The organism is Saccharopolyspora terrae (genome assembly GCF_004348435.1).
Classification (GTDB): Bacteria; Actinomycetota; Actinomycetes; order Mycobacteriales; family Pseudonocardiaceae; genus Saccharopolyspora; species Saccharopolyspora endophytica.
In genome coordinates this window covers 1-24,544 of the sequence record NZ_SMKS01000077.1, presented here as the reverse complement: position 1 = coordinate 24,544, position 24,544 = coordinate 1, and the positions used below count along the sequence as shown (strand labels likewise).

The 24,544-nt window shown below is 67.4% G+C and carries 21 protein-coding genes and 3 pseudogenes; 13 read left to right on the top strand and 11 right to left on the bottom strand.

Going from position 1 to position 24,544, the window contains the following annotated elements:
* Positions 1-244: 244 nt before the first annotated feature.
* A complete protein-coding gene (locus tag E1181_RS27495; RefSeq protein ID WP_132679207.1) occupies positions 245-910 on the bottom strand; it encodes a CdaR family protein in 666 nt (221 codons plus the stop codon).
* An 18-nt stretch (positions 911-928) separates the two neighbouring features.
* Here E1181_RS27495 and E1181_RS27490 point away from each other — a divergent pair, with 18 nt between their 5' ends.
* On the top strand, positions 929-2,851 hold the full coding sequence (locus E1181_RS27490) for a glycoside hydrolase family 3 C-terminal domain-containing protein (protein ID WP_132679206.1): 1,923 nt from the start codon (positions 929-931) through the stop codon (positions 2,849-2,851).
* 258 nt (positions 2,852-3,109) lie between these two features.
* On the opposite strand, the gene E1181_RS27485 is transcribed toward E1181_RS27490, so the two are convergent.
* Positions 3,110-4,000 (bottom strand): NmrA family NAD(P)-binding protein, encoded by an 891-nt coding sequence (locus E1181_RS27485; RefSeq protein ID WP_132679204.1) that lies wholly within the window; start codon positions 3,998-4,000, stop codon positions 3,110-3,112.
* A 110-nt stretch (positions 4,001-4,110) separates the two neighbouring features.
* Positions 4,111-4,974 carry a helix-turn-helix transcriptional regulator gene (locus E1181_RS27480; RefSeq protein WP_132679202.1) on the bottom strand — a complete coding sequence of 288 codons (864 nt, stop codon included), beginning with the start codon at positions 4,972-4,974 and terminating at the stop codon, positions 4,111-4,113.
* A gap of 285 nt (positions 4,975-5,259) precedes the next feature.
* Here E1181_RS27480 and E1181_RS27475 point away from each other — a divergent pair.
* The 4 genes and pseudogenes from E1181_RS27475 to E1181_RS27460 form a co-directional block, all read left to right on the top strand.
* Positions 5,260-5,493: pseudogene (locus E1181_RS27475) on the top strand (transposase); the annotation flags it as partial.
* Positions 5,490-6,176 carry a DDE-type integrase/transposase/recombinase gene (locus tag E1181_RS27470; RefSeq protein ID WP_132679199.1) on the top strand — a complete coding sequence of 229 codons (687 nt, stop codon included), beginning with the start codon at positions 5,490-5,492 and terminating at the stop codon, positions 6,174-6,176. The pseudogene E1181_RS27475 and the gene E1181_RS27470, both read left to right, overlap by 4 nt.
* A gap of 172 nt (positions 6,177-6,348) precedes the next feature.
* Positions 6,349-6,807: a hypothetical protein gene (locus E1181_RS27465; protein WP_132679197.1), complete on the top strand. Its 459-nt coding sequence runs from the start codon at positions 6,349-6,351 to the stop codon at positions 6,805-6,807.
* A 9-nt stretch (positions 6,808-6,816) separates the two neighbouring features.
* Complete coding sequence (locus tag E1181_RS27460) at positions 6,817-7,605, top strand: Fpg/Nei family DNA glycosylase (protein WP_132679196.1); 789 nt, start codon at positions 6,817-6,819, stop codon at positions 7,603-7,605.
* Positions 7,606-7,642: 37 nt separating this feature from the next.
* Here the strand turns inward: E1181_RS27460 and E1181_RS31895 are convergent, their stop codons facing one another.
* Positions 7,643-7,813: a hypothetical protein gene (locus tag E1181_RS31895; RefSeq protein WP_207922348.1), complete on the bottom strand. Its 171-nt coding sequence runs from the start codon at positions 7,811-7,813 to the stop codon at positions 7,643-7,645.
* A gap of 13 nt (positions 7,814-7,826) precedes the next feature.
* On the opposite strand from E1181_RS31895, the gene E1181_RS27450 reads away from it, so the two are divergent.
* On the top strand, positions 7,827-8,114 hold the full coding sequence (locus tag E1181_RS27450) for a tyrosine-type recombinase/integrase (RefSeq protein WP_132679194.1): 288 nt from the start codon (positions 7,827-7,829) through the stop codon (positions 8,112-8,114).
* Position 8,115: 1 nt separating this feature from the next.
* Here the strand turns inward: E1181_RS27450 and E1181_RS27445 are convergent, their stop codons facing one another.
* The gene (locus E1181_RS27445; protein ID WP_132679192.1) at positions 8,116-8,748 is read right to left on the bottom strand and encodes a TetR/AcrR family transcriptional regulator; all 633 of its coding nucleotides are present in this window, start codon (positions 8,746-8,748) and stop codon (positions 8,116-8,118) included.
* Positions 8,749-9,144: 396 nt separating this feature from the next.
* Here E1181_RS27445 and E1181_RS27440 point away from each other — a divergent pair, with 396 nt between their 5' ends.
* Entirely contained in the window at positions 9,145-10,038 is an 894-nt protein-coding gene (locus E1181_RS27440; RefSeq protein WP_132679191.1) for an NADP-dependent oxidoreductase, read from the top strand.
* Between the two features lie 532 nt (positions 10,039-10,570).
* Here the strand turns inward: E1181_RS27440 and E1181_RS27435 are convergent.
* Positions 10,571-11,815, bottom strand: a complete 1,245-nt coding sequence (locus E1181_RS27435) for a sensor domain-containing diguanylate cyclase (protein WP_132679189.1) — start codon at positions 11,813-11,815, stop codon at positions 10,571-10,573.
* 379 nt (positions 11,816-12,194) lie between these two features.
* A complete protein-coding gene (locus E1181_RS27430) occupies positions 12,195-12,785 on the bottom strand; it encodes a TetR/AcrR family transcriptional regulator (protein WP_235877089.1) in 591 nt (196 codons plus the stop codon).
* 112 nt (positions 12,786-12,897) lie between these two features.
* Here E1181_RS27430 and E1181_RS27425 point away from each other — a divergent pair, with 112 nt between their 5' ends.
* Together E1181_RS27425 and E1181_RS27420 are read left to right on the top strand one after the other, a co-directional pair.
* Positions 12,898-14,862 carry a primary-amine oxidase gene (locus E1181_RS27425; RefSeq protein WP_408010768.1) on the top strand — a complete coding sequence of 655 codons (1,965 nt, stop codon included), beginning with the start codon at positions 12,898-12,900 and terminating at the stop codon, positions 14,860-14,862.
* Positions 14,855-16,285: an APC family permease gene (locus E1181_RS27420; RefSeq protein WP_132679185.1), complete on the top strand. Its 1,431-nt coding sequence runs from the start codon at positions 14,855-14,857 to the stop codon at positions 16,283-16,285. The genes E1181_RS27425 and E1181_RS27420 overlap by 8 nt, the downstream gene beginning before the upstream one ends.
* Positions 16,286-16,334: 49 nt before the next feature.
* On the opposite strand, the gene E1181_RS27415 is transcribed toward E1181_RS27420, so the two are convergent.
* Positions 16,335-17,738: an aldehyde dehydrogenase family protein gene (locus E1181_RS27415; RefSeq protein WP_132679183.1), complete on the bottom strand. Its 1,404-nt coding sequence runs from the start codon at positions 17,736-17,738 to the stop codon at positions 16,335-16,337.
* Between the two features lie 313 nt (positions 17,739-18,051).
* Here E1181_RS27415 and E1181_RS27410 point away from each other — a divergent pair, with 313 nt between their 5' ends.
* The gene (locus E1181_RS27410) at positions 18,052-19,770 is read left to right on the top strand and encodes an amidohydrolase (protein WP_235877088.1); all 1,719 of its coding nucleotides are present in this window, start codon (positions 18,052-18,054) and stop codon (positions 19,768-19,770) included.
* Here E1181_RS27410 and E1181_RS27405 read toward each other — a convergent pair.
* Positions 19,740-20,729, bottom strand: coding sequence for an AraC-like ligand-binding domain-containing protein (locus E1181_RS27405; RefSeq protein ID WP_132679180.1), 990 nt, complete (start codon positions 20,727-20,729; stop codon positions 19,740-19,742). The genes E1181_RS27410 and E1181_RS27405 overlap by 31 nt on opposite strands.
* A gap of 116 nt (positions 20,730-20,845) precedes the next feature.
* Here E1181_RS27405 and E1181_RS27400 point away from each other — a divergent pair, with 116 nt between their 5' ends.
* Entirely contained in the window at positions 20,846-21,439 is a 594-nt protein-coding gene (locus E1181_RS27400; protein WP_132679178.1) for a TetR/AcrR family transcriptional regulator, read from the top strand.
* A gap of 202 nt (positions 21,440-21,641) precedes the next feature.
* Here E1181_RS27400 and E1181_RS27395 read toward each other — a convergent pair whose 3' ends face one another.
* Complete coding sequence (locus E1181_RS27395) at positions 21,642-22,082, bottom strand: TetR/AcrR family transcriptional regulator (RefSeq protein ID WP_132679176.1); 441 nt, start codon at positions 22,080-22,082, stop codon at positions 21,642-21,644.
* Positions 22,083-22,150: 68 nt separating this feature from the next.
* On the opposite strand from E1181_RS27395, the gene E1181_RS27390 reads away from it, so the two are divergent.
* Together E1181_RS27390 and E1181_RS27385 are read left to right on the top strand one after the other, a co-directional pair.
* Positions 22,151-22,951 carry a MoaF C-terminal domain-containing protein gene (locus E1181_RS27390; protein WP_132679174.1) on the top strand — a complete coding sequence of 267 codons (801 nt, stop codon included), beginning with the start codon at positions 22,151-22,153 and terminating at the stop codon, positions 22,949-22,951.
* A gap of 353 nt (positions 22,952-23,304) precedes the next feature.
* Positions 23,305-24,142: pseudogene (locus E1181_RS27385) on the top strand (transposase family protein).
* A gap of 285 nt (positions 24,143-24,427) precedes the next feature.
* On the opposite strand, the pseudogene E1181_RS27380 reads toward E1181_RS27385, so the two are convergent.
* Positions 24,428-24,544, bottom strand: a pseudogene (locus E1181_RS27380) (IS5/IS1182 family transposase); the annotation flags it as partial.

The window sequence follows — 24,544 nt, the reverse complement described above, 5'->3', positions numbered from 1 at the left end:
GCGCGCCAACCGATACGCTTCCCACCGAGGTCTCCGGATAGATGTTGATCTTCTTCGTCGCTGATCCATCTACCGGAGACCTCACTATGTTCAACCACCGGGCCCCACGTTCCTAAACAGCTCCTAGTCCGCACCAAACCCCAGGGCTGCCCTTAGGTTCCGCTTTCAGACGTTCAAGATCTCCTTCATCCCCTGGTTCTCGTAGGCGCGTTCCCGCAGAACGTCCCGCTCGCTACCTCACGCCTTAGCGGACAGGACCGTCACCGCGTGAGCGAAACACCGCGCGACGGAAACTGGCCAAATGCTCGCGCCCGATACCCACCTGCCACGACCTGCTGGCCCCTACTGCGGCCCCTACCTGGCGCGCGAGCTCTCCTGACGCCTCAGGCAGCGTGCTCGGGGCGATGCACACCAACATCTCGTCCTTGGTGATGACCAGGAGATCGCGCGTTCCGTACCGCCCCGACAGCGCGGATTCGACGCGATGCGTGATGGGCGTGGCCTCCCCGAATGGCCGCTCGGCCCGCGCGACGCTCACGACGTGGGCCTCGGCCAGGCGTAGCCCGAACCGCTGAGCGCGCGCGGCCAGTCGGCCGAGGTCGCCGCGGCCGCAGAACAGGTCTTCGATGAACTCGCGCCGTGCGGCCTCCTCCTCACGCAACGCGAGCTGGTGCGCACCTTCGTAACCCTCCGTGAGTGCGACGACAGCATCATCGACCGCACGAAACCCCGCCTCCACGTCCAGACGAACCTCCGAAGGCACCAGGGACTCGCCGCCTCGAACCAACTCCCGCCAGACTGCCGTCGTCACGCTCAGGTACAGATTGATCAACGCGCGCAGCGACACGCCGCCTTCAGCCGCCTTGCGGCCAGCCTCACGACGACTGACGAGCTCGTCCGGGTCAGGCATGCGACCAGTCACCCAGGCATGTCTGAGCATCTCGGGGTAGCCCTCGAGGAGTTCGACAGGCACCCCGGTTCTCCGGCAAGCGCCGGAAATGAGCTTAGACAATCGATCAACGGCGCCACCGCCACAGAGAACACCCTGCTGGATACCCCGCTGAACGACGAGTGGGGCTTCGACGGCGTGGTGATCAGCGACTGGACCGCCGTGCGCAGCCTGGAGAGCGCCAAGCACGCCCAGGACCTGGTCATGCCCGGGCCGGACGGGCCGTGGGGTGAGGCGCTGGTCGAAGCGGTGCGCAGCGGGGACATCGATGAGGCTGCGATCGACCGCAAGGTGCGTCGCATCCTGCTGCTGGCCGCCCGCGTCGGGGCGCTGGAGGGCTTCGAACCGGTCCGCCCGATCCATGTCGAGGACGGTGCGGCGTTCGCGCGGGAGGCCGCGGTCGAGGGCTCGGTGCTGCTGGCCAACGACGGGATCCTGCCGCTCACCGCGCCCACTCGGGTGGCGGTGATCGGGCACAACGCGCTGCACGCCCGCACCCAGGGCGGCGGCAGCGCGACCGTGCTGCCCGAGCGGGTCGTGTCTCCCCTGGAGGGCATCCGGTCGGTGTTCCCTGACGCCGAGGTGTCCTACTCGCTGGGCGCGATCGTGCAGGAGGGGCTGGCCGAGCTGGGCCGCGACGCCATGCGCAACCCGGCGACCGGCGGCCCCGGTGTGCGCGTGGAAATGCTCGACGCGCAGGGCGACCTGCTGTTCAGCGAGGACCGCTTGGCGAGCGGGCTGGTCTACTTCGGCGGCGACGCCCCGATCGGCACGATGTCGAGCCTGGTCTTCGAGACCGACTACACACCGGCCGAATCCGGGCTGCAGCGGATCGGTTTCGCCTCGGTGGGCACCGGCAAGGTGTTCGTCGACGGCGAGCTGCTCACCGAGCAGACCTCGGAGGCTGTCGGAGACGATCTGGGCGCGGCGTTCCTGTCCCCGCCCGCAGCCTCCGCGCCGATCGAGTTCGAAGCCGGGCGGACCGTGCGGATCCGGGTGGAGTTCACGCCGCAGTTCATGTCCGGTGAGCTGAGCAACGCTCTGAGCATCATGATCGGCACCGAACCCGCCGAGATGGACGCCGATCAGCTCATCGCCCAGGCCGCGCGCGCGGCCGCCGAGGCCGAGGTCGCGGTGGTCGTGGTGGGCACGAACTCGCGTGTGGAGTCCGAGGGCTACGACCGCTCCGACCTCTCCCTGCCGGGACGGCAGGACGACCTGGTGCGCGCCGTCCTCGCGGCCAACCCGCGCACGATCGTCCTGGTCAACTCCGGTTCCCCGGTCCTGCTGCCGTGGCGGGAGGACGCCGCCGCGATCGTGCTGAACTACTTCGCCGGCCAGGAGTACGGTTCCGCCGTGGCCGACATCCTCACCGGCACCCGCGAGCCCGGCGGTCGCCTACCCACGACCTGGCCGGCCAGGCTCGAAGACGTCCCCGTCCTCAACGTCTCCCCAGACCAAGGCGTGATCACCTACGACGAGGACATCCACATCGGCTACCGAGCCTGGCTACGAGCCGGCGTGGAACCCGCCTACCCCTTCGGATACGGCCTCGGCTACACGACCTGGGACCTCACCAGCGCCACCACGACCGGCTTCACCGACGACGGTGCCGCCACGGTCACCATCACCGCCCGCAACACGGGCACCCGCCCCGGCAAGCACGTCATCCAGGTCTACGCTTCCCGCCCCCACTCCACCATCGACCGCCCCCAACGCTGGCTGGTCGGCTTCACCACCCTCCGAGCCCAACCCGGCGAAGAGATCGACGCGAAAATCCAAGTCCACCAACGCGATCTCGCCCACTGGAACAACGGCTGGCACCTCGAACCAGGCCCCTACACCCTCCACGTAGGCTCCAACGTTCAAGACACCCCCAAAACCCTCACCATCCAACTCTGACCCCACCTCGTCCAAGACGAAAATCCCCAGCAATCGCCTGGACGATGTGCTGGGGATTTTCGTCGGGACGATTGCTGCAGCGGGCTGCGACCTTCGGGACGGGGACGATCGTGATCGGCGACCAGGCGGTATTCCGACGGTGACTTCCAGCGCCACGATCACGGCCTCAGCAATCGCGCCCGCCCGGTTGGGCCTCTCGGACGCTGGTCCTGCGAGAACGCCTGAGGAAGGGCAATTTCCAGCGTCTTCGCAAGGCTGTCAGGAGGCGTTGAGCACAGGCACGAATTCGGTCTTGACGAAAGTCTCCAGCGATGTCGGGGTGGTTGTTTCCAGTGTGCGCGACTGGGTCATCCGCAGATGACCGGTGTTTACAGCGTGCGGGACTTCCGTCATCATCGCGGCGACGTTGTCCGACACACCGGCTTCGCGCAGCTGCTCGTGGAAGGTCTCCACGGTGCAGCGTTCGTAGGTCACAGGTGCGTCGATTGCTGTCGCGATCGCCCGCGCAACCTCGTTCATGGTCACGTCTCGTTCACCTTGCAGTTCCCGGGTTCGTGCCCCGGCCTGCGGCCGTGCCAGTTCCTCGGCCGCAGCGAAGGCGACGTCGGTCGTGGTGATCAGCGGTAGTGGCACGTCGGGATCGAACGGCGCGATGATCCGACCATGGGTGCGCACGGAGTCGAGGTGGTCAAGGAGGTTTTCCATGTAGTAACCCGCGCGCAGCCACGTGATGTCCACTCCGGGAACGGTCGAGAGTCGATTCTCGAAGCGGTGCAGGCCCGCAACGGGACCGGTACCGCTGGGGTGTTGTGCTCCCCAGCTGCTCAGCGCCACGACACGCGGCACCCCGGATAGAGTGACAGCGTCGGTGAGCGCGGCTGCCGCCCGGTCCTGGAAGGCGGCGAAGTCGGGGTGGTCGGGGATGTAGTTGGGTTGAATGACCAAGTAGGCGGCATCGGCCCCGCGGAGAGCGGTGGCCATCGCGGTCGGGTCAGATTGGTCGGCCTGATAGATCTCGGCTCCATGGGCGGCGAGGTGCGCGAGGTTGCGCAGGTCGCGGCCAACTGCTCGCACGTTGTGGCCGTGCTCGAGCAGGTGCGATGCCGCCGCGCGGCCGGTGCGGCCGCTGGCTCCGGTGATGACGAACATGATTCTTCCTGTGTCAGTATCGGTTTCCGGCTACAGGTGCAGCGATGGCATAGACCTCGACGAGCCCATCCGGAGAAAGTGCCGTGTTCCCAGGACGGTTCGGGGAGGCGTCACGATGTGCTCTCCTCCCGGGTGACGGAAGCCGACAACGTGGCAAGCGATCGGAGACGCACCAGCGCTTCTTCCGTGGCGTCGTCGGTGTGGTGGTAGGCCCAGATCTGGTGACCGTCGCTGTCGGGGAGTTCCAGCACGTGCTGGTTGAACACCAGCGCACCGACCAGCGGGTGTCGGAACCGCTTGCGGTCGACGGCCTTCTCATACACCTCGTGCTGCGCCCAGACGGTGCTGAACACCTCGCTGGCCACGGCGAGCTCACCCACCAGCCGCTCCAACCGGCCCGCCGCCTCGGAACCGGCGCTGGAACGCAACGCCGCCACCATGCAGTGGGCAAGCTCGGACCAATCGACGAAGAACTCCTGCGCCCCCGGCGACAGGAACACCATCCGGGCGTAGTTCTCCCGATGCTCCAACCCCTCGTAAAGCATCTCGCCCAACGCATTGGCAGCCACAATGTTGAGCCAGCGGTCCACCAGGATCGCAGGACCGGTCAACGAGCCGAGCAACGGCCGGACTACATCCAGCCGCCCTGGGTCGAGAACGCCACCCACTTCGGCGGCGTCGTCGGCCGTGGCGAGCTCACGCAGATACCGCGCCGAGGCACGGTCAAGCAGCAAAGCCGCCGACAGTCCCTCAGTCACCATGCGCGAAGGACGCTGCTCCCGGCCCTGCTCCAGTCGCACGTAATAGTCCGTACTGATCCCCGCCAGCATCGCGACCTCATCACGCCGCAGGCCCGCCACCTGCCGAGACCCGCCCGGCACGAGGCCCTGCTGCTCCGGACGCACCTGCTGACGCCGTGCCCGCAGAAACACGCCGAGCGGGCTGTCCAGCGCCTTCGCCTCCCATGAGTCCATAAACCCACCGTAGGCAGCTCAACGGCCCCCGGGGTAGGAGGACAACACCCACCCCACCGACCTGACAACCAGATCGTCCACTCGGCCAGGTCCAGAGCGAATACTCGGGGCGTCACGAACAGCGGGGGCGAAGTGAACGCCACTGAGCTCCCCCCGCTTGTCCGGAGGCTTCCGAGTCTGGTCTGCTCGGGCAGACCGAGGAAGGAAGTCCTTATGGCAGCACCCGGATGAGCTGCGGGAACACGCAGTGCGGCTGTATCAGGAGTCGGACCCGAAGCCGGCGATCCGGCGCGGCGGTTGGCCGAGCAGCTGAACGTGCATCCGGAGGCGTCGCGGAACTGGATCCGCCAGGACGAGGCCGACCGAGACGAGCAGCATGACCGGCCGACGACAGACATGACCGAGGAGAACCGCCGTCTGCGCCGGGAGAATGCCGAACTTGAGCGGGTCAACGACGTCTTGCGGGCGGCGAGCGCCTATTTTGCGGGCGAGGTCGACCTGACCCGGAGGCGGTCATGAGTTTCATCGATGACCATGACTTCTCGGTCGGTCTCGTACTACGGGTCCTGGACATCCCCGCCTCGACCTACTACGACTGTCGTGCCCGCGCCGCATCGCCCTCGCAGCGCCACCGCGAGGACACCGAGCTGCTGGAACGGATCGCAGAGATCCGGTCGGCGCACGAGTTCGCCGCCACCTCGCCGAATCGGCTGTGGGTTGCCGATCTGACCCGCCTGATCACCGGAGAGGGCGTGTTGTGGCTGGCATCGGTGCGTGATGCGTTCTCCAACCGCATCGTCGCATGGAAGACCGCCATTCGCGCCGATACCGACCTGGTGCTGGCCGCGCTGGATTACGGGCTGTGGTCCCGTGATGTCCAGGATGGGCAGTTAATTCATCACAGCGACAAGGGGCGTCACACACCGCGATCCGGTTCACCTCACGGCTGGCCGATGCCGGCATCGCACCCCCTACTGGTTCCGTCGGTGATTCTTTCGACAATGCCCTCGCGGAGAACCTGTGGTCGACCATCAAGATCGAGCTCGTGTACTGGCCGGGCACGACCTTCGACACCCGAGCCGAGGCCGACGCGGCACTGTTCCGCCCGGCTGGGACCGCCGCTCGTGGTCGTCGTCCTGGTGGACGTCGTGGGTGCTGGTCAACCGGGCGCGGATCTGCTGGCCCTGTTCTCGATCGCGTGACCAGATCGCCCGGCAGAGGCTGATGGCGCGTCGGGGCCGAACACGGATCAGGAGAGCGCTATGCCGGCGAAGCCTCGGGTTGATCGGGTTTTGCGACCAGCGGGTGGCGGGAACACCGAGGTGAGTCGGGCGGGTGCTGATCCCCGCCGGTGAAGGTTGGTGGAGCGCGACGATGAACGGCGACCCGTTGGACAGGCACGTGCGCGACCGCAGCGAGGGGCGGCTCGGCACGGTGGATGCGATGGCCGGTTACCTGGACGACGTGCGCACGGCCGCCCGGGCGATGGAGATCGAGCTGGACACGGCCCGCCTGGACCGGCAGCGGATGACCGTCGAGATCGTGGTCAGCGGCGCACCGGAGATATCCGTGGAGTGGACGCCGTACCTCGGCTGGAGCTTCAGCGAGGAAGGCCGCCGCTACTACCGGGTCGGGCAGGAGGCCGATGCCGCTTCGCTGCTCCCCGATCCGGACGAGGCGGCGGGATGGCTGGGCGTGCTCGCCACCGGAGACCGCACCGGGCACGTCGAGCAGCCGATGCCCCTGGATCCCGATGACGACGCCCTCGTCGAGCGCTTGGCGACATTCGGGCACGGAACCGATCCGCACACCCCGGGCGACGACCATCCGTAGGTGAGGCCCATGCCGGAGCTGCCCGACGTCGAAGGATTTCGCCGCGTCGTCGCCGACCACGTCGTGGGCTCGAAAGTTGCCTCCGTGCGCGTGCTCGACGCGGGCGTCGTGCACACCTCACCGGAGGAGTTCACACGTGCTCTCCAGGGCCGTGTGATCTCGGAGCCGAGCAGGTACGGCAAGTGGCTTCGCGTTCCGACCCGCAACCGGTCCGGTTACCCGCAGCTGCTGGCGCATTTCGGCATGACCGGCGCCTTCGTGTGGACCCCGGGCGAGCAAGCCGATCACCGGCACGATCGCGTCGTCTTCGAGTTCCGCGACGGTGCGTTGCGCTACCGGGACATGCGCAAGCTCACCGGACTGCGGTTGGCGACCGAGCGCTCCGAGGTCGAAGAACTGCTCGGGGACCTGGGTCCCGACGCCGCCGGTGTGAGCCGCCGCGACCTGCGCGCCAGGCTGACCCGCACGGCACGCCGGATCAAGCCCGCGCTGATGGACCAGACCGTCGTGGCGGGCCTGGGCAACCTGTGCGTGGACGAGATCCTGTGGCGCTCGCGGCTGGCGCCGACGCTGAGCACCACCGACCTGGAGGCGGCGCACTGGGCGAGACTGCACGCCCGACTGGGTTCGGTGCTGCGCAGCTCGTCCCGCGTCGGGCACGTTCCCGACCGCCCGTCCTGGCTGACCGGACACCGGGACGAGCACGACGCCCGGTGCCCGCGGTGTTCGACACCTCTGAGCCGGAGCAAGATCGCAGGGCGCAGCACCGTCTGGTGCCCCCGCTGCCAGCCGTCCTGACCTCCGCCAGGACGAGCGAGCAAGGCCTTGAACACCGCTACAGGCTGAAGGCCACCGAACGCAGGATCAGCACGACCACGAACACAGCGGTGAAGGCCAGGTCGATCGAGATCTCGCCGACGCCCGGGTCCAGGTCGGCGGCGGCGACCGGCACACGGGCGGTGCAGAACACCGGACCGCAGGTGCGGGTGCCGACGTAGCGGCTCAAGCACGCCTCCGACGTGTGGACGCTGCATGACCTGCGGCATTCCGCGCTGACCCACGCCGCCGAGGACGGAATGCCCACCCCGATGCTGATGGCCAAATCCGGCCACACCTCGACCCGCACCCTGTCGCGCTACGCCCGGCCATCGGCCGACGCACTCGCGGCCTGGCACGCCGAGCGCCGCCCGGAAGAAGGCGAGCCAGCGATGACGCGGTCGGAATCCTCGCGCGCTACCGGGATGTTCGTGCGCCACGTCCGCCCGTATCAGATCCGGCCGACCCGGTCAGATACGAACTACGGATGATCTACCTCCGCGTACCCGCTGCTGTGCGGCTCACGGGAGCTTCGGTAGAACTGGGCCGAGAGGGGCGGGTGACGGCCCAGGCCGCCTCGATCATCCGGAAGATCTCGTCCAACGCGGCGTCCGGATCGGCCGCCGCACGGGCCAGTGAATGGGCGTCGATCACGAACCTCGCGATCGTCCGGCAGACCGTGGTGGTCTGCGGCAGGTCGAGATCGGCAGCGATGGCCGTTGCCAGCGACTCCGCATGGCGCAGCCGCATCGACTCCTCGAACTGCCGTAGGGCAGGTGATTCGTCGATCATGCGCCAGATCGGGGCGGCGCTGTCCGCCGTGCAATGGCGCACCATCGCCTGGATCTCGCGGCGCAGCGCGGGGATGAGCGGCTCGTGCGGAGCCCGGTCGGTGACCGCCCGAGCGAGGCCTTGCTCGAAGTCTTCGTCGCGCTCGAACACGAGGGCCTCTTTCGAGGCGAAGTGGGAGAAGACCGTGGTTACGGCGACGTCGGCCTCTGCGGCCACGTCACGGATGCCCACCGCGTCGTACCCGCGGTCCAGGAACAGCTGCAGCGCGGTGTCGGCGATCTTCTGACGGGTCGCGGCCTTCTTGCGCTCACGGCGTCCGGACGGGGCGGTCATCAGCTGATGCTATCAGACACAAAAACCTAACTGATATTAAATACTAACTGTTAGGGTTACATTCGACTGCATGAAGAACGAACGGGAACGAACGACGCACGCGGTGATCGTCGGGGGGCGGGTTTGGTCGGACTGACCACCGCGGCCTCGCTGCGGGCGGCACTCTCGGCATCGAGGACGCCGGAGTGCTCCGGGTTCGCCGACGAACCCGACACAGCCGAAAACGCCAACGGCGCCGCCGGGTCCGCCGAACGCTACGCCGCCTTCAGCCACTGGATGATCACCACCGACCCCGCCACCCGAACCAGCCGCGTGCCGTCAACCGCGGCAGTCAGCCGAGGGAAACAACAAACACACGCTCACCCACAACCGACCGTGAGCATTAAGGACGACAGCATGAAGAAGGTCATCTTCGCCGAGTTCGGCGGCCCCGAAGTCCTGCAGCTCCTGGACGCCGCGGAACCTCATGCGGGCCCAGGCCAGGTACGCATCACCGTCCGAGCAGCAGGAGTGAACCCCGTCGACTGGCGAGTCCGGGAAGGCCAGATCCTCGGCGCGCACCCGACCGAACTGCCCTCCGGTATCGGGCTCGACGCCGCCGGGATGGTGGACGAGGTCGGCGATGGCGTCGAAGGGGTCGAGGTCGGCGACCACGTGTTCGGCGAAGGCTCGAGCACCTATGCGGAATTCGCCGTGTTGTCGGCCTGGGCCCGGATGCCCGAGGGACTGACCTTCGAGGAGGCGGCCGGATACCCCTCGGTGGTGGAGACCGCGCTGCGCGTCATCCGCGAGGTCGGCGTCCGGCCCGCGCAGACGCTGTTGGTCAGCGGTGCGTCCGGGGGCGTCGGATCGGCGGTGCTGCAGATCGCCCGTGAGCGCGGCATCACGGTGATCGGCACGGCCGGGGCCGCGAACCAGGACTACCTGCGAGGCCTGGGCGCCCTCGCCACGACCTACGGTGAGGGCTGGGTCGAGCGAGTCCGGGGGCTCGGCCAGGTCGACGCGGCCCTCGACCTGGCGGGCTCAGGCGTGATCCGTGAACTCATCGAACTGACCGGGGACCCGAGGAAGGTGGTCTCCATCGCCGATCTCGGCGCGCCGGAGCTCGGTGCCCGGTTCTCCGGCGTGGCCGGGAGCGTGCCCGAAGCGCTCGCCGAAGCCGCCGACCTCCTCTCGCGGAGCAAGCTCCACATCCCGGTCGAGAAGACGTACACGCTCGCGGAGGCCGCGGCGGCGCACATCGACAGCCAAGCCGGTCACACGCGAGGACGCCGAGTCGTGGTCGTCTGAAAAGCGCTGGTGCATGCCACGTACGGGATTCGTGGCATGCCACCAGCGAGCAGACGGGTGGGCGGATCAGGCGGCGGTAGAGGCGGGCCGCAGAGACAATCGCCGCGATCGTCTCAACGACTCTCACCGAGGGCTACGACGAGGTCGAGGTCGCGCAGCAAGCGCAGGACGACTGGGTGGAGATGCTGCTGCGCGACGGAGCATCAGCTCCACACCGGAACGCCTCCCGCTGTGCCGCACCAACGTGCAGGACAGCAGGCGGTTTTGGCCGCCGGAACAGCGGGATTCGAAGCTACGCCGCCTCGCCCCCAGAACTGCACCGCATCGCACTCTTGGAGATACATTCACGACCTATGACACCGATGAGCAGGTATTGACTGCTTCGCCAGGCCCGTCAGTTCCGCGCGTCACCGACCACTCGGCGGACCAGCTTCCAGCCCAGACCTTGGCACTCCCGGACACCCATCAACCTGGCCGAACGCAAGTTCTGAAAACGGGGTCGCGGAACCGCGCCAACGGGGTTCACCGAGACTCAGCCGCGGTTGCGATGCTTGACGCGGTACATGTCCTGGTCGGCCCTGTCGATCAAGAAATGTCCCGGGGTCTTGGGATTCTGCGTCGTGGAAAGCCCAACGCTCGCGCACATGCTCAGCGACCGCCCGCACACGACCGTGTCGCTGACGAGCCGCTGGACCACGCGGTCACGCAACGCGCCGGCCTCGGCGAAGTCCGGCACCCGTGCGACTACGACGAATTCATCACCACCGAAGCGTGCAACTGTGTCCGTCCCCCGAACCGCGCTGATCAACTCCTGCGCCACGGCGATGAGCAACTGGTCGCCCACCGGATGCCCGTAGTGGTCGTTGACCGGTTTGAACCGATCCAGGTCGATCATCAGCACAGCCAGCACACCTCCCCGTTCCCCGAGCTCGGCCAGCTCATGCTCGAGGCGGTCGATCAACAGAGCGCGATTGGCCAGACCGGTCAACGGATCGTGCAGGGCCATCCTGGTGAGCCGGTCCAGACGTTCCTCGCTCAACCTCGCTCCCCCGCCCAGCGATTCGTACTGGCCCACCAAGTACACGGGTTGGTCATCGGCTCCGGGCACCACGCTCAGCCGGGTCAGAAGCCAGAACTGATCACCGTCACGATGGCGGAACCTAACCTCCAAGGTCGCCGAGGTTTCCCGGCCCTCGCGAAGTGCGGTCAACGCGGAACGATGCTGAGACTGGTCCTCGGCGGCATCGACCAGACCCGTGCACGGACTGCCTACCAGCTCTTCCCGGTGGTAACCCACGAGCTCGCACAACTTCTCGTTGACCTCGGTCCAGCTCCCGTCCAGATCCAACAGCGCCATGCCGATCGGCGCGTTGCTCACCGTCTGACGCCACAGCAGCAGCAGCTCCCGGTACCTGGTGATGTCGTGGAACTGGCACACGACCAGCGAGGGCGCGCCCGCGTCGTCCCTGATCAAGGAGGTCTGCACCAGAACCCAGAGAACGCTGCCGTCGGAGTGCAGCAAACGGACCTCGACCGGAAAACTGTCGAACTCGCCGGCGAGGAGTCTGTCGACGTTCTGCCGCCCCACCGGTTCGTCATCCGGATGGATCACATCGACCGGATCCCGCTTGATCAACTCGTCTCGGTCATAACCGAGCATGCGGCACATAGCAGGATTCACGTCGACATGACGTGCCTGGAGATCAAGCACAGCGATGGGCCCCACGACCTGCCGCCAGATCGCATCGAACGGAAGCGGGGACGCGTCATCACCCATCCAGCAGACCATACGCCGCAGCGAGGCCACCTCACAGCGCTGACGCCCGAGCGAGCGACGCAGGCGGCTTCGGGTCGGGTTGTTAGCAAGTGATCTCGGGATGGTTCACCGAACGCAGGCTGCGTTCCCAGTCACGCAGGGCCCCGGCCCACACGCTCGACAGACGCTCGGTGATCTTGCCAAGCGACAACAGCCACTCCACAACTCCGCAGTCAAGGTGTCCATGAGCGGCATGCTTGACCACAGGAAGCAGAACAAGAACGCAAAAAGAGGGCCCCCACAGGCTATGACCTGCGGAAACCCTCACCCGTCGGGTCGGCGGGATTCGAACCCACGACCCCGTCGCCCCCAGCCCGACTTCACATGCTCGTCCACGGCGCTACTTCAACGACCCCAGGAACGCCTCGACCGTGCGGCGCTGCACATCCGCGGTACCCGATGCCGCGTCGAGCAGCGCCAGCGACTGCAGTCCGTTGAGCATGGCCAGCAGTTGTTCAGCCACGACGTCGTCCGGGGTCGACGTGCGCACGGTGCCCTCTTCACGGCCCTGGCGAAGGAAGTCGATGATCTGGCCGCGCCACAACGCCATCGAATCGGTGTAGAGCCGCTTCAGGTCCGGATCGGCCAGCGCGCGCTGCCAGAAGGGCAGGACCACCCGGGCTTCGAGGTCGGTCAGGTCCGCGACCGGCATGATCTCCTCGCAGAAGACCCGCAGCGCTGCCATCCCGGACCGACCACGCAGGCGTTCCCGCACCCGCAGGTTGGTCGAGTCGAACACGTGGGTGAAAGCCACGCGGATGATCGAGTTCTTGTCCGGGAAGTAGTGCTTGAGCGCGCCGTTGGCCATGCCGATGGCCTCGGCGATCGCACGCATCGTGGCTGCCTCGATACCTCTCTCGGCGATGAGCCGCCAGGCCGCATCCGCGATGCGAGCACGACGTTCTTCGTGGTCCACAAGTTTCGGCACCATTGCTCCCCGGTTAGAACCCAACCCACTTTATCGATCGGCTGCCCGCAACCCCTTGTGCACGCGTCCGCGATGACTCACCCTTCTGTCTACGTGTGTAGAAAAACGGGAGTCAATGATGCCAACCCACTCCGCGACCACGTTCTCTCATCCGCTTGACCGGCTGTCCGCCGAAGAAATCACGTGCGCGAGGAAGATCCTCGACAGCGCCGGGTTCCTGACGGACACCGCCCGCGTGGTCTACCTCGGTCTGGAAGAACCCTCGAAAGAAGCCCTCTACGGCCTGGAGCGGCCCGATCGGCTCGTGCGGGTGCTGCTGCACGACGTTGCGGCCTCCGGCGGCCGGGATGTCGTCCTCTCGCTGGAATCCGATTCGGTTCTGCGCGAGACCCTGCTGGACCCGGCGACCGACGGCCAGCTCCCGGTGCTGGACCAGGAGTTCGAGCTCGTCGAGCAGGTCCTCGCCGAAGATGAGCGCTGGCTGCAGGCGCTGGCCGCACGTGACCTAGACCCGGCGAAGGTCCGGGTCGCTCCCCTGTCGGCAGGGGTTTTCGGCTACCCCGAGGAGACGGGCAGGCGCATCCTGCGCGGCCTGGCCTTCCTGCAGGAGCACCCGAAGGACCACGCCTGGGCGCACCCGATCGACGGCCTGGTCGGCTACGTCGACGTCGACAACCGGACGGTCACCCAGGTCATCGACCTCGGGCCCGTCCCGATCCCTCCGGAATCGGGAAACTACGACGACCCCGCAGTGACGGGTCCATTTCGGACATCGCAGAAGCCGATCGAGATCATCCAGCCCGAAGGCCCCAGCTTCACCCTCGACGGCGACCGGCTGGAATGGGAGAACTGGTCACTGCGCATCGGCTTCGACGCGCGTGAAGGTCTCGTGCTGCACCAGATCTCGTTCCGCGACGGCGAGCGCGAGCGACCCATCGTGCACCGGGCGTCGATCTCCGAAATGGTCGTGCCCTACGCCGATCCCTCGCCGGTGCGCTCCTGGCAGAACTACTTCGACACCGGCGAGTACATGATTGGCCGCTACGCCAACGCCCTCGAACTCGGCTGCGACTGCCTCGGCGACATCACCTACCTCGACGCCGTCATCGCCGACGAGTTCGGACACCCCCGCGTGCTGCGCAACGCGATCTGCATGCACGAGGAGGACTTCGGCGTGCTGTTCAAGCACACCGACCTGTGGGCGGGATCGTCGGAAACCCGCAGGCAGCGCCGCATGGTGATCTCCTTCTTCACCACCATCGGCAACTACGACTACGGCTTCTACTGGTACCTCTACCTCGACGGCACCATCGAGTGCGAGGCCAAGGCCACCGGCGTCGTGTTCACCTCCGCCTACCCCGGCCCTGGCAATGACACGACCAACCCGTACGCTTCCCAGCTCGCGCCCGGACTCGGCGCTCCATACCACCAGCACCTGTTCTCCGCTCGGCTGGACATGATGGTCGACGGGCACCACAACTCCGTCGAGGAGATCAACGTTCAGCGCGTGCCGATCGGGCCGGACAACCCGCGCGGCAACGCCTTCACCCACACCCGAACGCCGTTGCGCACCGAGTCGCAGGCCCAGCGCCTGGCCGACAACCGCGCCGGTCGGGTCTGGCACATCACCAACCCGGAGTCGCGCAACCGCCTCGGCGACCCGGTCGCCTACGCGCTGCTCCCCGAGGGCAATCCCGAACTGCTCGCCGCCGACGACTCGCCGATCCAGCGCCGCGCCACCTTCGCCACCCAGCACCTGTGGGTCACCCGTTACGACCCGGCTGAGCGCTATGCCGCAGGCGATTTCGTCAACCAGCACCCAGGAGGAGCGGGGCTTCCCGCGTTCGTCAGCAACGACCGCGGCATCGAGAACGAGGACCTGGTCGTCTGGCACACCTTCGGGCTCACGCACTTCCCCCGCCCGGAGGACTGGCCGATCATGCCGGTGGACTACACCGGCTTCAAGCTCAAGCCCGTCGGCTTCTTCGACCGCAACCCCGCGCTCGACGTCCCTCCCAGCGCCAGCGCGCATTGCCGGCCCCGGTCGAACGAGACCACCGGGGAGTGCTGCCATGAGTGAAGAAACCACCGAGTCCGGCAGAGGACTGCGCGGATCCATCGGCGTCGCCGGCATCGTGTTCATGGTGGTGGCGGCCGCCGCACCGCTCACTTCCATCGGAGGTGCGCTGCCGGTCATGCTCGCGATCAGCAACGGGCCGGGCGTGCCGCTCGCCTACGCGATCGTCGCCGTCGTGCTGGTCGTCTTCAGCGTCGGCTACGCCGCGATGAGCCGCCACGTCGTCGACGCCGGCGCCTTCTACGCCTACGTCACGAAGGGGCTCGGCCCGACGACAGGGCTCGGCGCGGCCGGGCTCGCACTGCTGACCTACACCGCCATCCAGGCCGCCGTCTACGGCCTCGCCGCGTCCACTCTGCAGGACCTCATCACGCGTTGTGGCGGGCCCGAGATCCCGTGGTGGCTGCTCGCCGCGGTGCTGCTCGTCGTCGTCGCGCTGCTGGGCTACCGCAGCATCGACCTCGGCGCGAAGGTGCTCGGCGTGGTGCTCGTGCTGGAGATCGGCATCGTCGCGATCCTCTCCATCGTCATCCTCGCCAAGGGCGGACCGCAGGGGTACTCCGGGACCTCGTTCTCCCCCGGCACGTTCTTCCACGGCGCGCCCGGCATCGCGGTGATGTTCGCGGTCGCCTCCTTCATCGGTTTCGAGGGCACCGCGATCTACGGCGAGGAAGCCCGCAACGCCCGGCGCACCATCCCGATCGCCACCTACATGGCCGTCCTGCTGATCGGCGCGTTCTACACCTTCGCCAGCTGGACGATCGTCGTCGCCCACGGCCCGGACCAGATCGAGGCGGCCGCAGCGGAGAACCCCTCCGGGCTCGTGTTCGACGTGGCAGGAGGCTACATCGGCGCCGGCTACGCCGACATCATGAACATCCTGCTGCTGACCAGCCTGTTCGCGGCGCTGCTGGCGTTCCACAACGCCATCGCGCGCTACCTGTTCTCCCTGGGACGCGGCGGGGTCGCGCACGCCAAGCTCGGCAGAACGCACGACCGGTACGGCTCCCCGCACGTCGCATCGCTGGCCCAGACCGCCGCTACCGTGGTCATCCTCGCGATCTTCGTGCTCGCCGGCGCGGATCCGGTGCTCAACCTGTTCACCTGGATGTCCGGCCTCGCGACGGTCAGCATCCTGTTCCTCATCCTGCTCACCGGGCTCGCGATCCTCGTGTTCTTCGCCCGCTCCGGAGTGGATCAGCGGGTGTGGAACACCCGGATCGCGCCAACGCTCGGGCTCCTCGGCGTTCTCACCATCACGGTGCTGGTGCTGCTGAACTTCACGACGCTGATCAGCGGCTCGCGAACGCTCGCCGGCATCCTGCTCGGCATCGTGGCGCTCGCCTTCGCGGCCGGGATCGTGGTCGCGCTCGCCAACAAGTCGTACCGCTCGACTCAGCCGCGGGACACCCGGCTCGCGTCCTGACAGAGCCGAAGAGCGGGGCCTCCGCGGTGGAGGCCCCGCTCTTCGCCGCTCAGCTGCTGATGACCTGGGGCACCGCCACGGCCTTCAGGCCTTCGACACCGAACTCCATGCCGTAGCCGGATCCCTTCACGCCCCCGAACGGCACCATCGGGTGCACCGCGCCGTGCTTGTTGACCCACACCGTGCCCGCCTCGACCCGTTCGGCGACCTGCCTCGCCCGGTCGGGGTCCGACGACCACACCGACGCACCGAGCCCGACGTCGAGCCCGTTGGCCTGTTCGAGCGCCTCGTCGAGGTCGCGGTAGCGCAGGATCGGCAACGCGGGACCGAACTGCTCCTCGACCACCAGCGGCGCATCGGCTGAGATGTCGGTGACAAGGGTGGAAGGGTAGAAGTTGCCCGGCGCGGCCCGGTCCGGCTCACCGCCGACCACGACCCGCGCACCGGCGCTCTTCGCCTTCTCGACCAGGCCGTCGACGATGTCGAACTGCGAGGCCGTCGTGAGCGGACCGAGCAGGCTCTGCTCATCGAGGCCGCGACCCATCGGTGTTTCCACCGCCTTCTGCCGCAGCGCCTCGACGACGGCTTCGTGGAGGCTGTCGTGCACGTACAGGCGTTTGAGCGCCGCGCAGGTCTGACCGGTGTTGATGAAGGCGCCCCAGAAGAGCTCCTCGGCGATGGCCGCGGGGTCGGCGTCCGGCAGGACGATCCCGGGGTCGTTGCCGCCGAGTTCGAGCGTCAGCCGCGGCAGGTTGCGCGCGCTGGCCGCCACGATGGCCTGCCCGGTCCGGGTCGATCCGGTGAACATCAGCTTCGCGAAGCCAGGGTGCGCCGTCATCGCGGCACCGAGATCGCGGTCGCCGGAGAGCACGGTGAACACACCCGCCGGCAGCACCTGGTTCACGATCTCTCCCAGCGCCAGCACTGAAAGCGGCGTGTGCTCCGACGGTTTCATCACCACCGCGTTTCCCATCCGCAGCGACGGACCCAGCTGCCACGACGCGATCAGCGCCGGCCAGTTCCACGGCCCGATCGCGCCGACCACCCCTGCAGCGCGGTAGCGCAACGTCGCGCTGCCGGACGCGTCGTCGAGGACCGTTTCCGGCTCCAGCGGCGTGGCAGCGGCGGTGCGCAGCCACGCGGCGACACCGCCGACCTCGAACCGGCTTCCCCTGCCGCTGAGCGGTTTTCCCTGTTCCCGCGAGATCAGCTCGGCCAGTGCGTCGGCCGACCGGTCGACGGCGTCGGCGGCCGCGTTGAGCAGCCGAGAACGCTCCTCGTGCCCCAGTGCGTCCCACTCGCGCTGGGCAGACCGGGCCGCGCCCACCACGCGCTCGAGATCATCCGGCGTGGCGACGGGAGCGTGGCCGATGACCTCGTCGGTCGCCGGATCGGTGACGGCGTGCCCGCCCGGCACCGTGACCGCCGCGAGCAGGTTCTCATACGTGTCCATGCGTTACCTCCAAATAGCGGCACAGTAAGAACACTGCGCTCGACGCGGTTAGGACGTCCGCGCACGGTGCTTGGCGATGCACGTACGATCCCGCCGCCCCGAAAGGAGCCCCGGAAACCACGCACAGCACGGGAACACGCAGCGGTCCAATCCGGATGCCGCTTGCCGTGCACGCGAGCGGCGGCGGATCAGACGGGACCGGCTCTCCGGCGAAGTCTTGCGCGCATCGTCAACGAACGCGCTCTCGGCGGCGTTCACAGCAGTCCGCACGTGACCCACGATGAACCCGGCAAGCGATGTCGGAGGGACACAGATGAACGCGGATTTGGTCCTGGTCAACGGGAACGTCCTCACCATGGCGGGCGATCCCGCCCCGTGCGAGGCGATCGCCGTGCGCAACGGCCTGGTCGCGAAGGTCGGCACCTCGTCGGAGATCCGGTCCTGCATCGGGCCCCGCACCGAGGTCGTCGACCTGCGCGGGCGCACGGTGATCCCCGGTGTCAACGACGCTCACATCCATCCCCTGCAGCTCGGGACCAACCAGCCGCCGCTGACCCTGGACCTGAGCCGCTCAGCGGTCCGGTCGATCGCGGACATCCGCGAGGCGCTGGGCGCGGCCGCGCAGGCCAAACGACCAGGGGAATGGATTCGCGGCGCCGGTTGGGACCAGGGTTACCTCAGCGACGGCCGGTACCCGCACCGGCGGGACATCGACGACCTCACCCCGGACAACCCGGTCGCGTTCCGCGAATGGTCGGGCCACGCCCTGTGGGTCAACACGAAGGCCCTCGAACTCGCGGGCATCGACCGGCACACCGAGCCGCCGCTCGGCGGCGTCATCGTCAAGGACGGGGCAGGCGAACCGACCGGTCTGCTGCTCGAAGGCGCGGCGAGGCTGGTGGACGCGGTCGTGCCGGAGTTCACCGAGGACGAGCAACGCCGTGCCCTCACCACCGCCATCGCCCTGATGCACCGCAACGGGATCACCTCCATCACCGATGCCGGGACCGACGCGGAGAACATCGCCCGGTACGCGGCGTTGCAGGCCTCGGGCGCGATCAGGCAGCGCGTGACGGCGATGCTGCTCGCCGGCGGTGCACGCGATCTGCGGGAACAGCTGGAACCCTTCCGCGGCGGGGACGCAGACCCTCGGTGGCTCAACGTCAGCCAGGTCAAGATCTACGGCGACGGGGTGCCGACCCAGGCTAGGACCGCCTGGGTGAGCGAGCCCTACGTCGGCGGCGGGACGGGCGCGATGACCACGCCGGGCGACACTCCGGAGGAGCAGCTGACGACCCTGCAGGAGTGGGTGATGACGGCGCACGAACTGGGTTTCCAGGTCGGCACGCACGCCACCGGCGACCGAACCGTCAACGCCGTCATCGACGCCTACCAGGCCGCGTCGGCGACATTCGGCGTCAACGGGCTGCGGCACTACGTCATCCACGGCGACCTCACCCGCGAGGACGACTTGCGCCGCATCGCGGCCTCCGGCTTCGGCGTCAGCTTCAACCCGCAGATCAAGCGCTCCCTGTCCCACCAGCTGGTCGACGTGCTGGGCCGCGAACGCACCGACTACCAGTGGCCGTTCCGGACCGCGATGGAACTGGGCGTTCCGGTCGGCAGCGCCTCCGACGCCCCGGTCGTCGGGCTGCCGGACTTCCGCGAGGGCCTCGCCGCCATGGTGACCCGGGCGAGCCTGGCCACCGGCGAGGTGTTCGGCGCCGACCAGGTCATCGGGCTCGGACCGGCCCTCGCCAGCTACACCAGCGCGGGCGCGTGGCAGGACGGCGCGGAGCAATGGAAGGGCACCCTGGCCGAAGGCATGGCCGCGGACCTGGCGGTGCTCGGCGACGACCTGATGCGGATGCCCGCGGATGCGATCGCGGACGTTCCGGTGGAGCTGACCTGCGTCGGTGGCGAGGTCGTGTACGAGGCGGAATCACCCGACCGCACGGACAGCGCCGATCCCGCTTCGGCGGCGGCTGCGGGCGAGCACGGTTACCTCGAGTCGGGCTGCTGCCACGACTGACGAGTTCCTCGCGGGCCGAGGGCTTGCGCGCGCAACGTGCTAGGAGCGATCCCGTACTCGGCGCGAAACGCCCGGCTGAAATGCGCGATGTCGGCGAACCCCCACCGCGCAGCGACCGCGGACACCGTGGAGCCGATCTGCATCGGGTCGGTCAGGTCACGACGGCACCGTTCGAGCCGTCGTTTTCGGATCCAGCTGGCCACGGACAAGCCCTGCGCGTGGAACAGCGCGTGCAGGTGCCGCGTCGACACGTGGTGCGCGGCCGCGACCGTGGCGGGGCCGAGGTCCCGGCAGGGCAGGTTCTCCTCGATGTAGGCCTTGCACCGCTCGGCCAGCCGAGCACGCGGGTCCGGATCACAGCCCGCCCGCTCGTCGATCAGTGCGGCGACGAGCTCGACCGTGCTGCAGGCCAGCCGGTGCCCGGGCGCACCGCAGAACTCCTCCAGGTGCTCGGGAAGGCTGGTGAGGAACGGCCGGGCCAGGTCCACCACGCCCCGCTCGCCGCCGAGCGAGACGGCGGTCAGCCCGTCGGCGCGCTCTGCCGGAAACCCGGCCGATCCGGGCGGAATCATCAGCACCACCATCGAGAACGCCCGGTCCAGTTCGAGCACGTACGGCCTGCTCGTCTCGTACAGCGCGAGATCCCCAGGGCCCAGCACGGCCTCCCGGCCGTCCTGGGCGAGAAGGCACCGTCCCGAGACCAACAAGCTGAGCTTGTACCCACCCGATTTCGCACGCGCGTCGGCCCGCCGCACCACTCGGTGCGGCTCGGCCCGCACCTCGGAAATCGTGACGCCCCCGGCTCGCGCACTGCGCAACTGCGCCCAGAAGGAACTGCGTCCCGATCGCTCGATGTGCAGCGGGACGAACGCGGACGATGCCTGCTGCGCGAAGACCTCCGGATCGCGCGTCACAGTCGCCCGGGCGCTTTCCACGCTGAACGTCGTGCGGTTCGGCATCGGCACCTCACTGCTGTTGACGTCGTCGTCACACGGGTCTCGCGAGATTACCTCGCTTCGGGAGTAAACTGAACAAGCGCTCAAAAAAGCTTAGTGCTGGATGAGAGAAGGGCCGCGTGCCGAAGATCGTCGACCACAGGAAGCGCCGCGACGAGATCGTCAAAGCCTTCCTGCGAATGGTCGCGCGCAACGGCTACGAGGGAGTGACCAGCCGCGCACTCGCCGACGAACTGGGAGTCGCGCTCGGCGGGCTCTGGTACTACTTCGACAACTTCGACGCAGTCATCACGGCGGCCGCGGACCGCATCGTGCGCAACACCGCCATACGGATCGAACGCGCGACCGAGGGCCTGAGCGGCTGGGCGCTGCTGCTGGCGACGCTGGAAGAACTTCTGCCGCTGCGCGAAGAAACCCGAGACGAAGCCCACGTGATCGTCGGTTTCTGGGGCCGGGCCGCCACTCGCCCGCTCGTCACCCGTCGATTCGGCCAGGAGAGCTGGTGGAACGAGCAACTGGCTGTCCCGGTGGGTCAGGCCGTGCACGACGGTGACCTGGTCGCGGAAACACCGGTCGACGACCTGGTTCTGCTGCTGAGCTCCCTGACCTACGGGCAGCAGGTCTACGAAGTCATGCACGTCGGAGAGCACACCGAGGCGGCACACCGCCTGGCGGTCGACACAGCCCTACGCCCCTGGCGTCCGCCGGGGTGACGTGCCCAAGAGGAGGTCGAGACGCTATCGGATGGCCGCCGAGCTGCTGGAGAGCGGCGGGCTCACGGTCCTGGACCGCAACTGGCGCGGCTTTCGCTCACACGTCGTAAGCCGACAGGCTAAATCGATGTCTCCCGCCCGGACGGGCTCGCAGAGAGGACGCCCATCGGCCTTCGTGTCACGTCCCCGATCGCAGGCGCGGTCATGTTCTTACCCTGGCGCTCAGCAGCGAACGCAGGTGCCGCAGAGAACGTTCGGTGCTCTCCCCGCCTCCGACTGCGAGCTGGGCGAACACGAGCCCGTCGGCAGCCGCGTAGACGAGTCGGCTCAACGCCTCATCAGGTTGCGCTCCGGCACGTTCCAGCTCGACAGGAATCGCGCCGATGTAGGCGTCGTAGATGGCCTCGACGTATGGATGCAGTTCGGTGCGACGCCTGGATTCGAGGATCAGCTCGAACTGAAACGCCAGGTCATCCGGGCACTCGTCAATGAATCCGGACAAGCCATCGAACAGCGCGTCCAAGTCGCCGCTGCCGGGCTTGGCGCTGATGGACGCCACGCTGTTGCTCAGCGAGAAGCGAAGGGCTTCGGTGAGGAGCGAATCACGGCTGCCGAAGTGGTGGGCGACCAACGCGTGCGACACCCGGCCTCGCGCGCCACTTCCGCCGGCGTCTGAACGGCACCAAGAGTTCGCGCACTCCAGAGAGGGAAATGGCTTCTACGCCCATCGTCGACTACGTCCCCGAGGACGAGTGGCCCGCGGTCTCAACGATGCTCGAAGGGCTCGGGGAACAAGCACTCGTCGCGTCGCCTTCCCTGGCCGGCTCATCGATCGTTCTCCTCGATGAGAACGGTTCCACCACCGAGCACATGTTCCAAACGGCGACCACGCTGCACTGGAAGAGCGACGCCGCACAGGGCGCAACGACGGGGACTGCCACCTACAAGGCCATCGAGGCCCGGGAGGGCATCTTCATCGTCGACTTCGTCGTCGGCGACGGAATCGAGGCCCGGAACTCCACGTTCGTCCACAACACGACCACCGATGTCACCACGAGCGGATTCTCGACTTTCGTCACGGGTGAGGACAAGGTCCGCGGTGAACGGATTTCATCCATGCCACCACACCCGAACGCACCCGCTCACCCGCGTTCCAGCGAGCTCGTCGGCAGACGCATCTACTACCGATACAGCGACTCCGAGGCATACGAGCACATCTACCTCACGCCCGGCGCATTCACCTGGCACTGCGTCCGCGGCGGTGAACAAGGCATGGCTGACACAGAGCGATGCATGACCTTCGACGTGGCCGAAGACCTCTACCTGTTCTTCTGGACCGAGAAGGTCATGACCGTCGAGGCCGTTCTGCTGGTCGATCTTCGGGAAAAGCGCTCCATCGGACACATGTTCGGCTGGGAGGACAGCTCTCACGAGCCGGTGGTCCTGCCGTTCAACTCCCGCCTCTCAATCTTGAACACCACCACCTACCCCCACGACCACAACAAGCACTAGCTGCTTCCTGCAAGCATCGCGCTCCTCCTGGAAGATCCACTACCACAGGACACGCACGTGACCACGGAGGAAACGTCGGCTGAGACGCGGAGGATTCGACCCGATGGCCCAATCGCGATGGCCGGACTTCAGGTTCCACTACTGGCACCGCCAAGCAAGACCACAAGACCACCACGGAGTCTTGTCGTTAGAACAAGACCAAACCCAAAAGAATTCCAAAGAAAGAAGAGGGCCCGCTTTTCAGTGAGGTGATCTCAGTGGGTTGGGGCTGAGTGCCTGGAGGGGTGTGGGCGTGGGGTCCTGATAGAAGAGGTCTCACCACAAGATCATTCTTCACAGGACCAGGACCCCACGTGATCACTTATCGTGCCACGCTTGATGTCGCCGACGAACTTGCCCTCTACCTCAGCGGGCTGCTTGCTGAGGAGCGCCGACGTCGTGGAACTGGGCTCGGGCGGCGGGTGTTGTCGACGTTCAAGCAGGCAGTGATGGGCTTGCGGTGGTTTCGTGAGCGCACCGCCATCCCGGCACTGGCCCGGGACAACAACATCTCCCGCGCGACCGGATACCGGTATATCGACGAGGTCATCGAGGTGCTGGCGGCCCAGACCCCGGACCTGCATCAGGCCCTGCGCCAAGCCCGCAACGACGACGCACTGTATGTGATCCTGGACGGCAAGCTTTTCACCTGTGACCGCATCAGTGAGAAGACCACCAGCGTCAAAGGCACCACGATCGACCGGTGGTACTCCGGGAAACACCGCGCACAAGGCGGCAACATCCAGGCACTGACCACCCCGGACGGGTTCCCGATCTGGGTCTCACCGGTCGAGCCCGGCTCGGTCCACGACATCACCGCTGCCCAACAACACGTCCTGGGCGCGCTGTACTGGGCCGCTTCCCAACTCGACCTGCCCACCCTCGCCGACGGCGGTTACCAGGGCGCCGGCGCCGGAGTCCACACCGTCATCAAGCGCTCCACAACCGGGCGAGGCCGCCCCCTCGATGCCGACAAACCACACCTACAACCTGCTCCTACGCAGCCTGCGTGCCTTGGGCGAACGCGGATTCGCCCTGCTCACCGGCCGCTGGCGCACCCTGCAACGCATCGCCGCCAGCCCCCGAAAAATCGGAAACATCGTCCAAGCCGCACTCGTACTCACCCACCACGAACACAACCGAATCCACTGAGATCACCTCAATACAAGGAGCGGTCCTTCTAAAGGGTGAGTGATGGGAATCGAACCCCGCGACACCTGGGACCACAACATAGATCGGCTCCTTTTGACTCGCGAGGGCGAACCCGTTGCAGCAGGTCATCGGTGGTCCTTCGCCCGCGCACCGCAGCGTCTGACCGACTCTAGGCGGCGTTGGGAGTCGCGCCCGGCTCCCAGTTCGCTCCCGGAGGTCGCCCCGGTGCCCACCGGTTTCTGAGCGCTTCGGGCACCGTTTGAAACATGAATCAATGAGCCTTTTTCATCCTGCTGTGGCGGTGAGTTCGTAGTTCAGCAGGGCGTGTATGGCCTTGGCGATGCGTCCGGCCCGGTAGGGGCAGCAGCGTAGTTTGCGCAGGATGCGCCAGTTTTTGAGCTG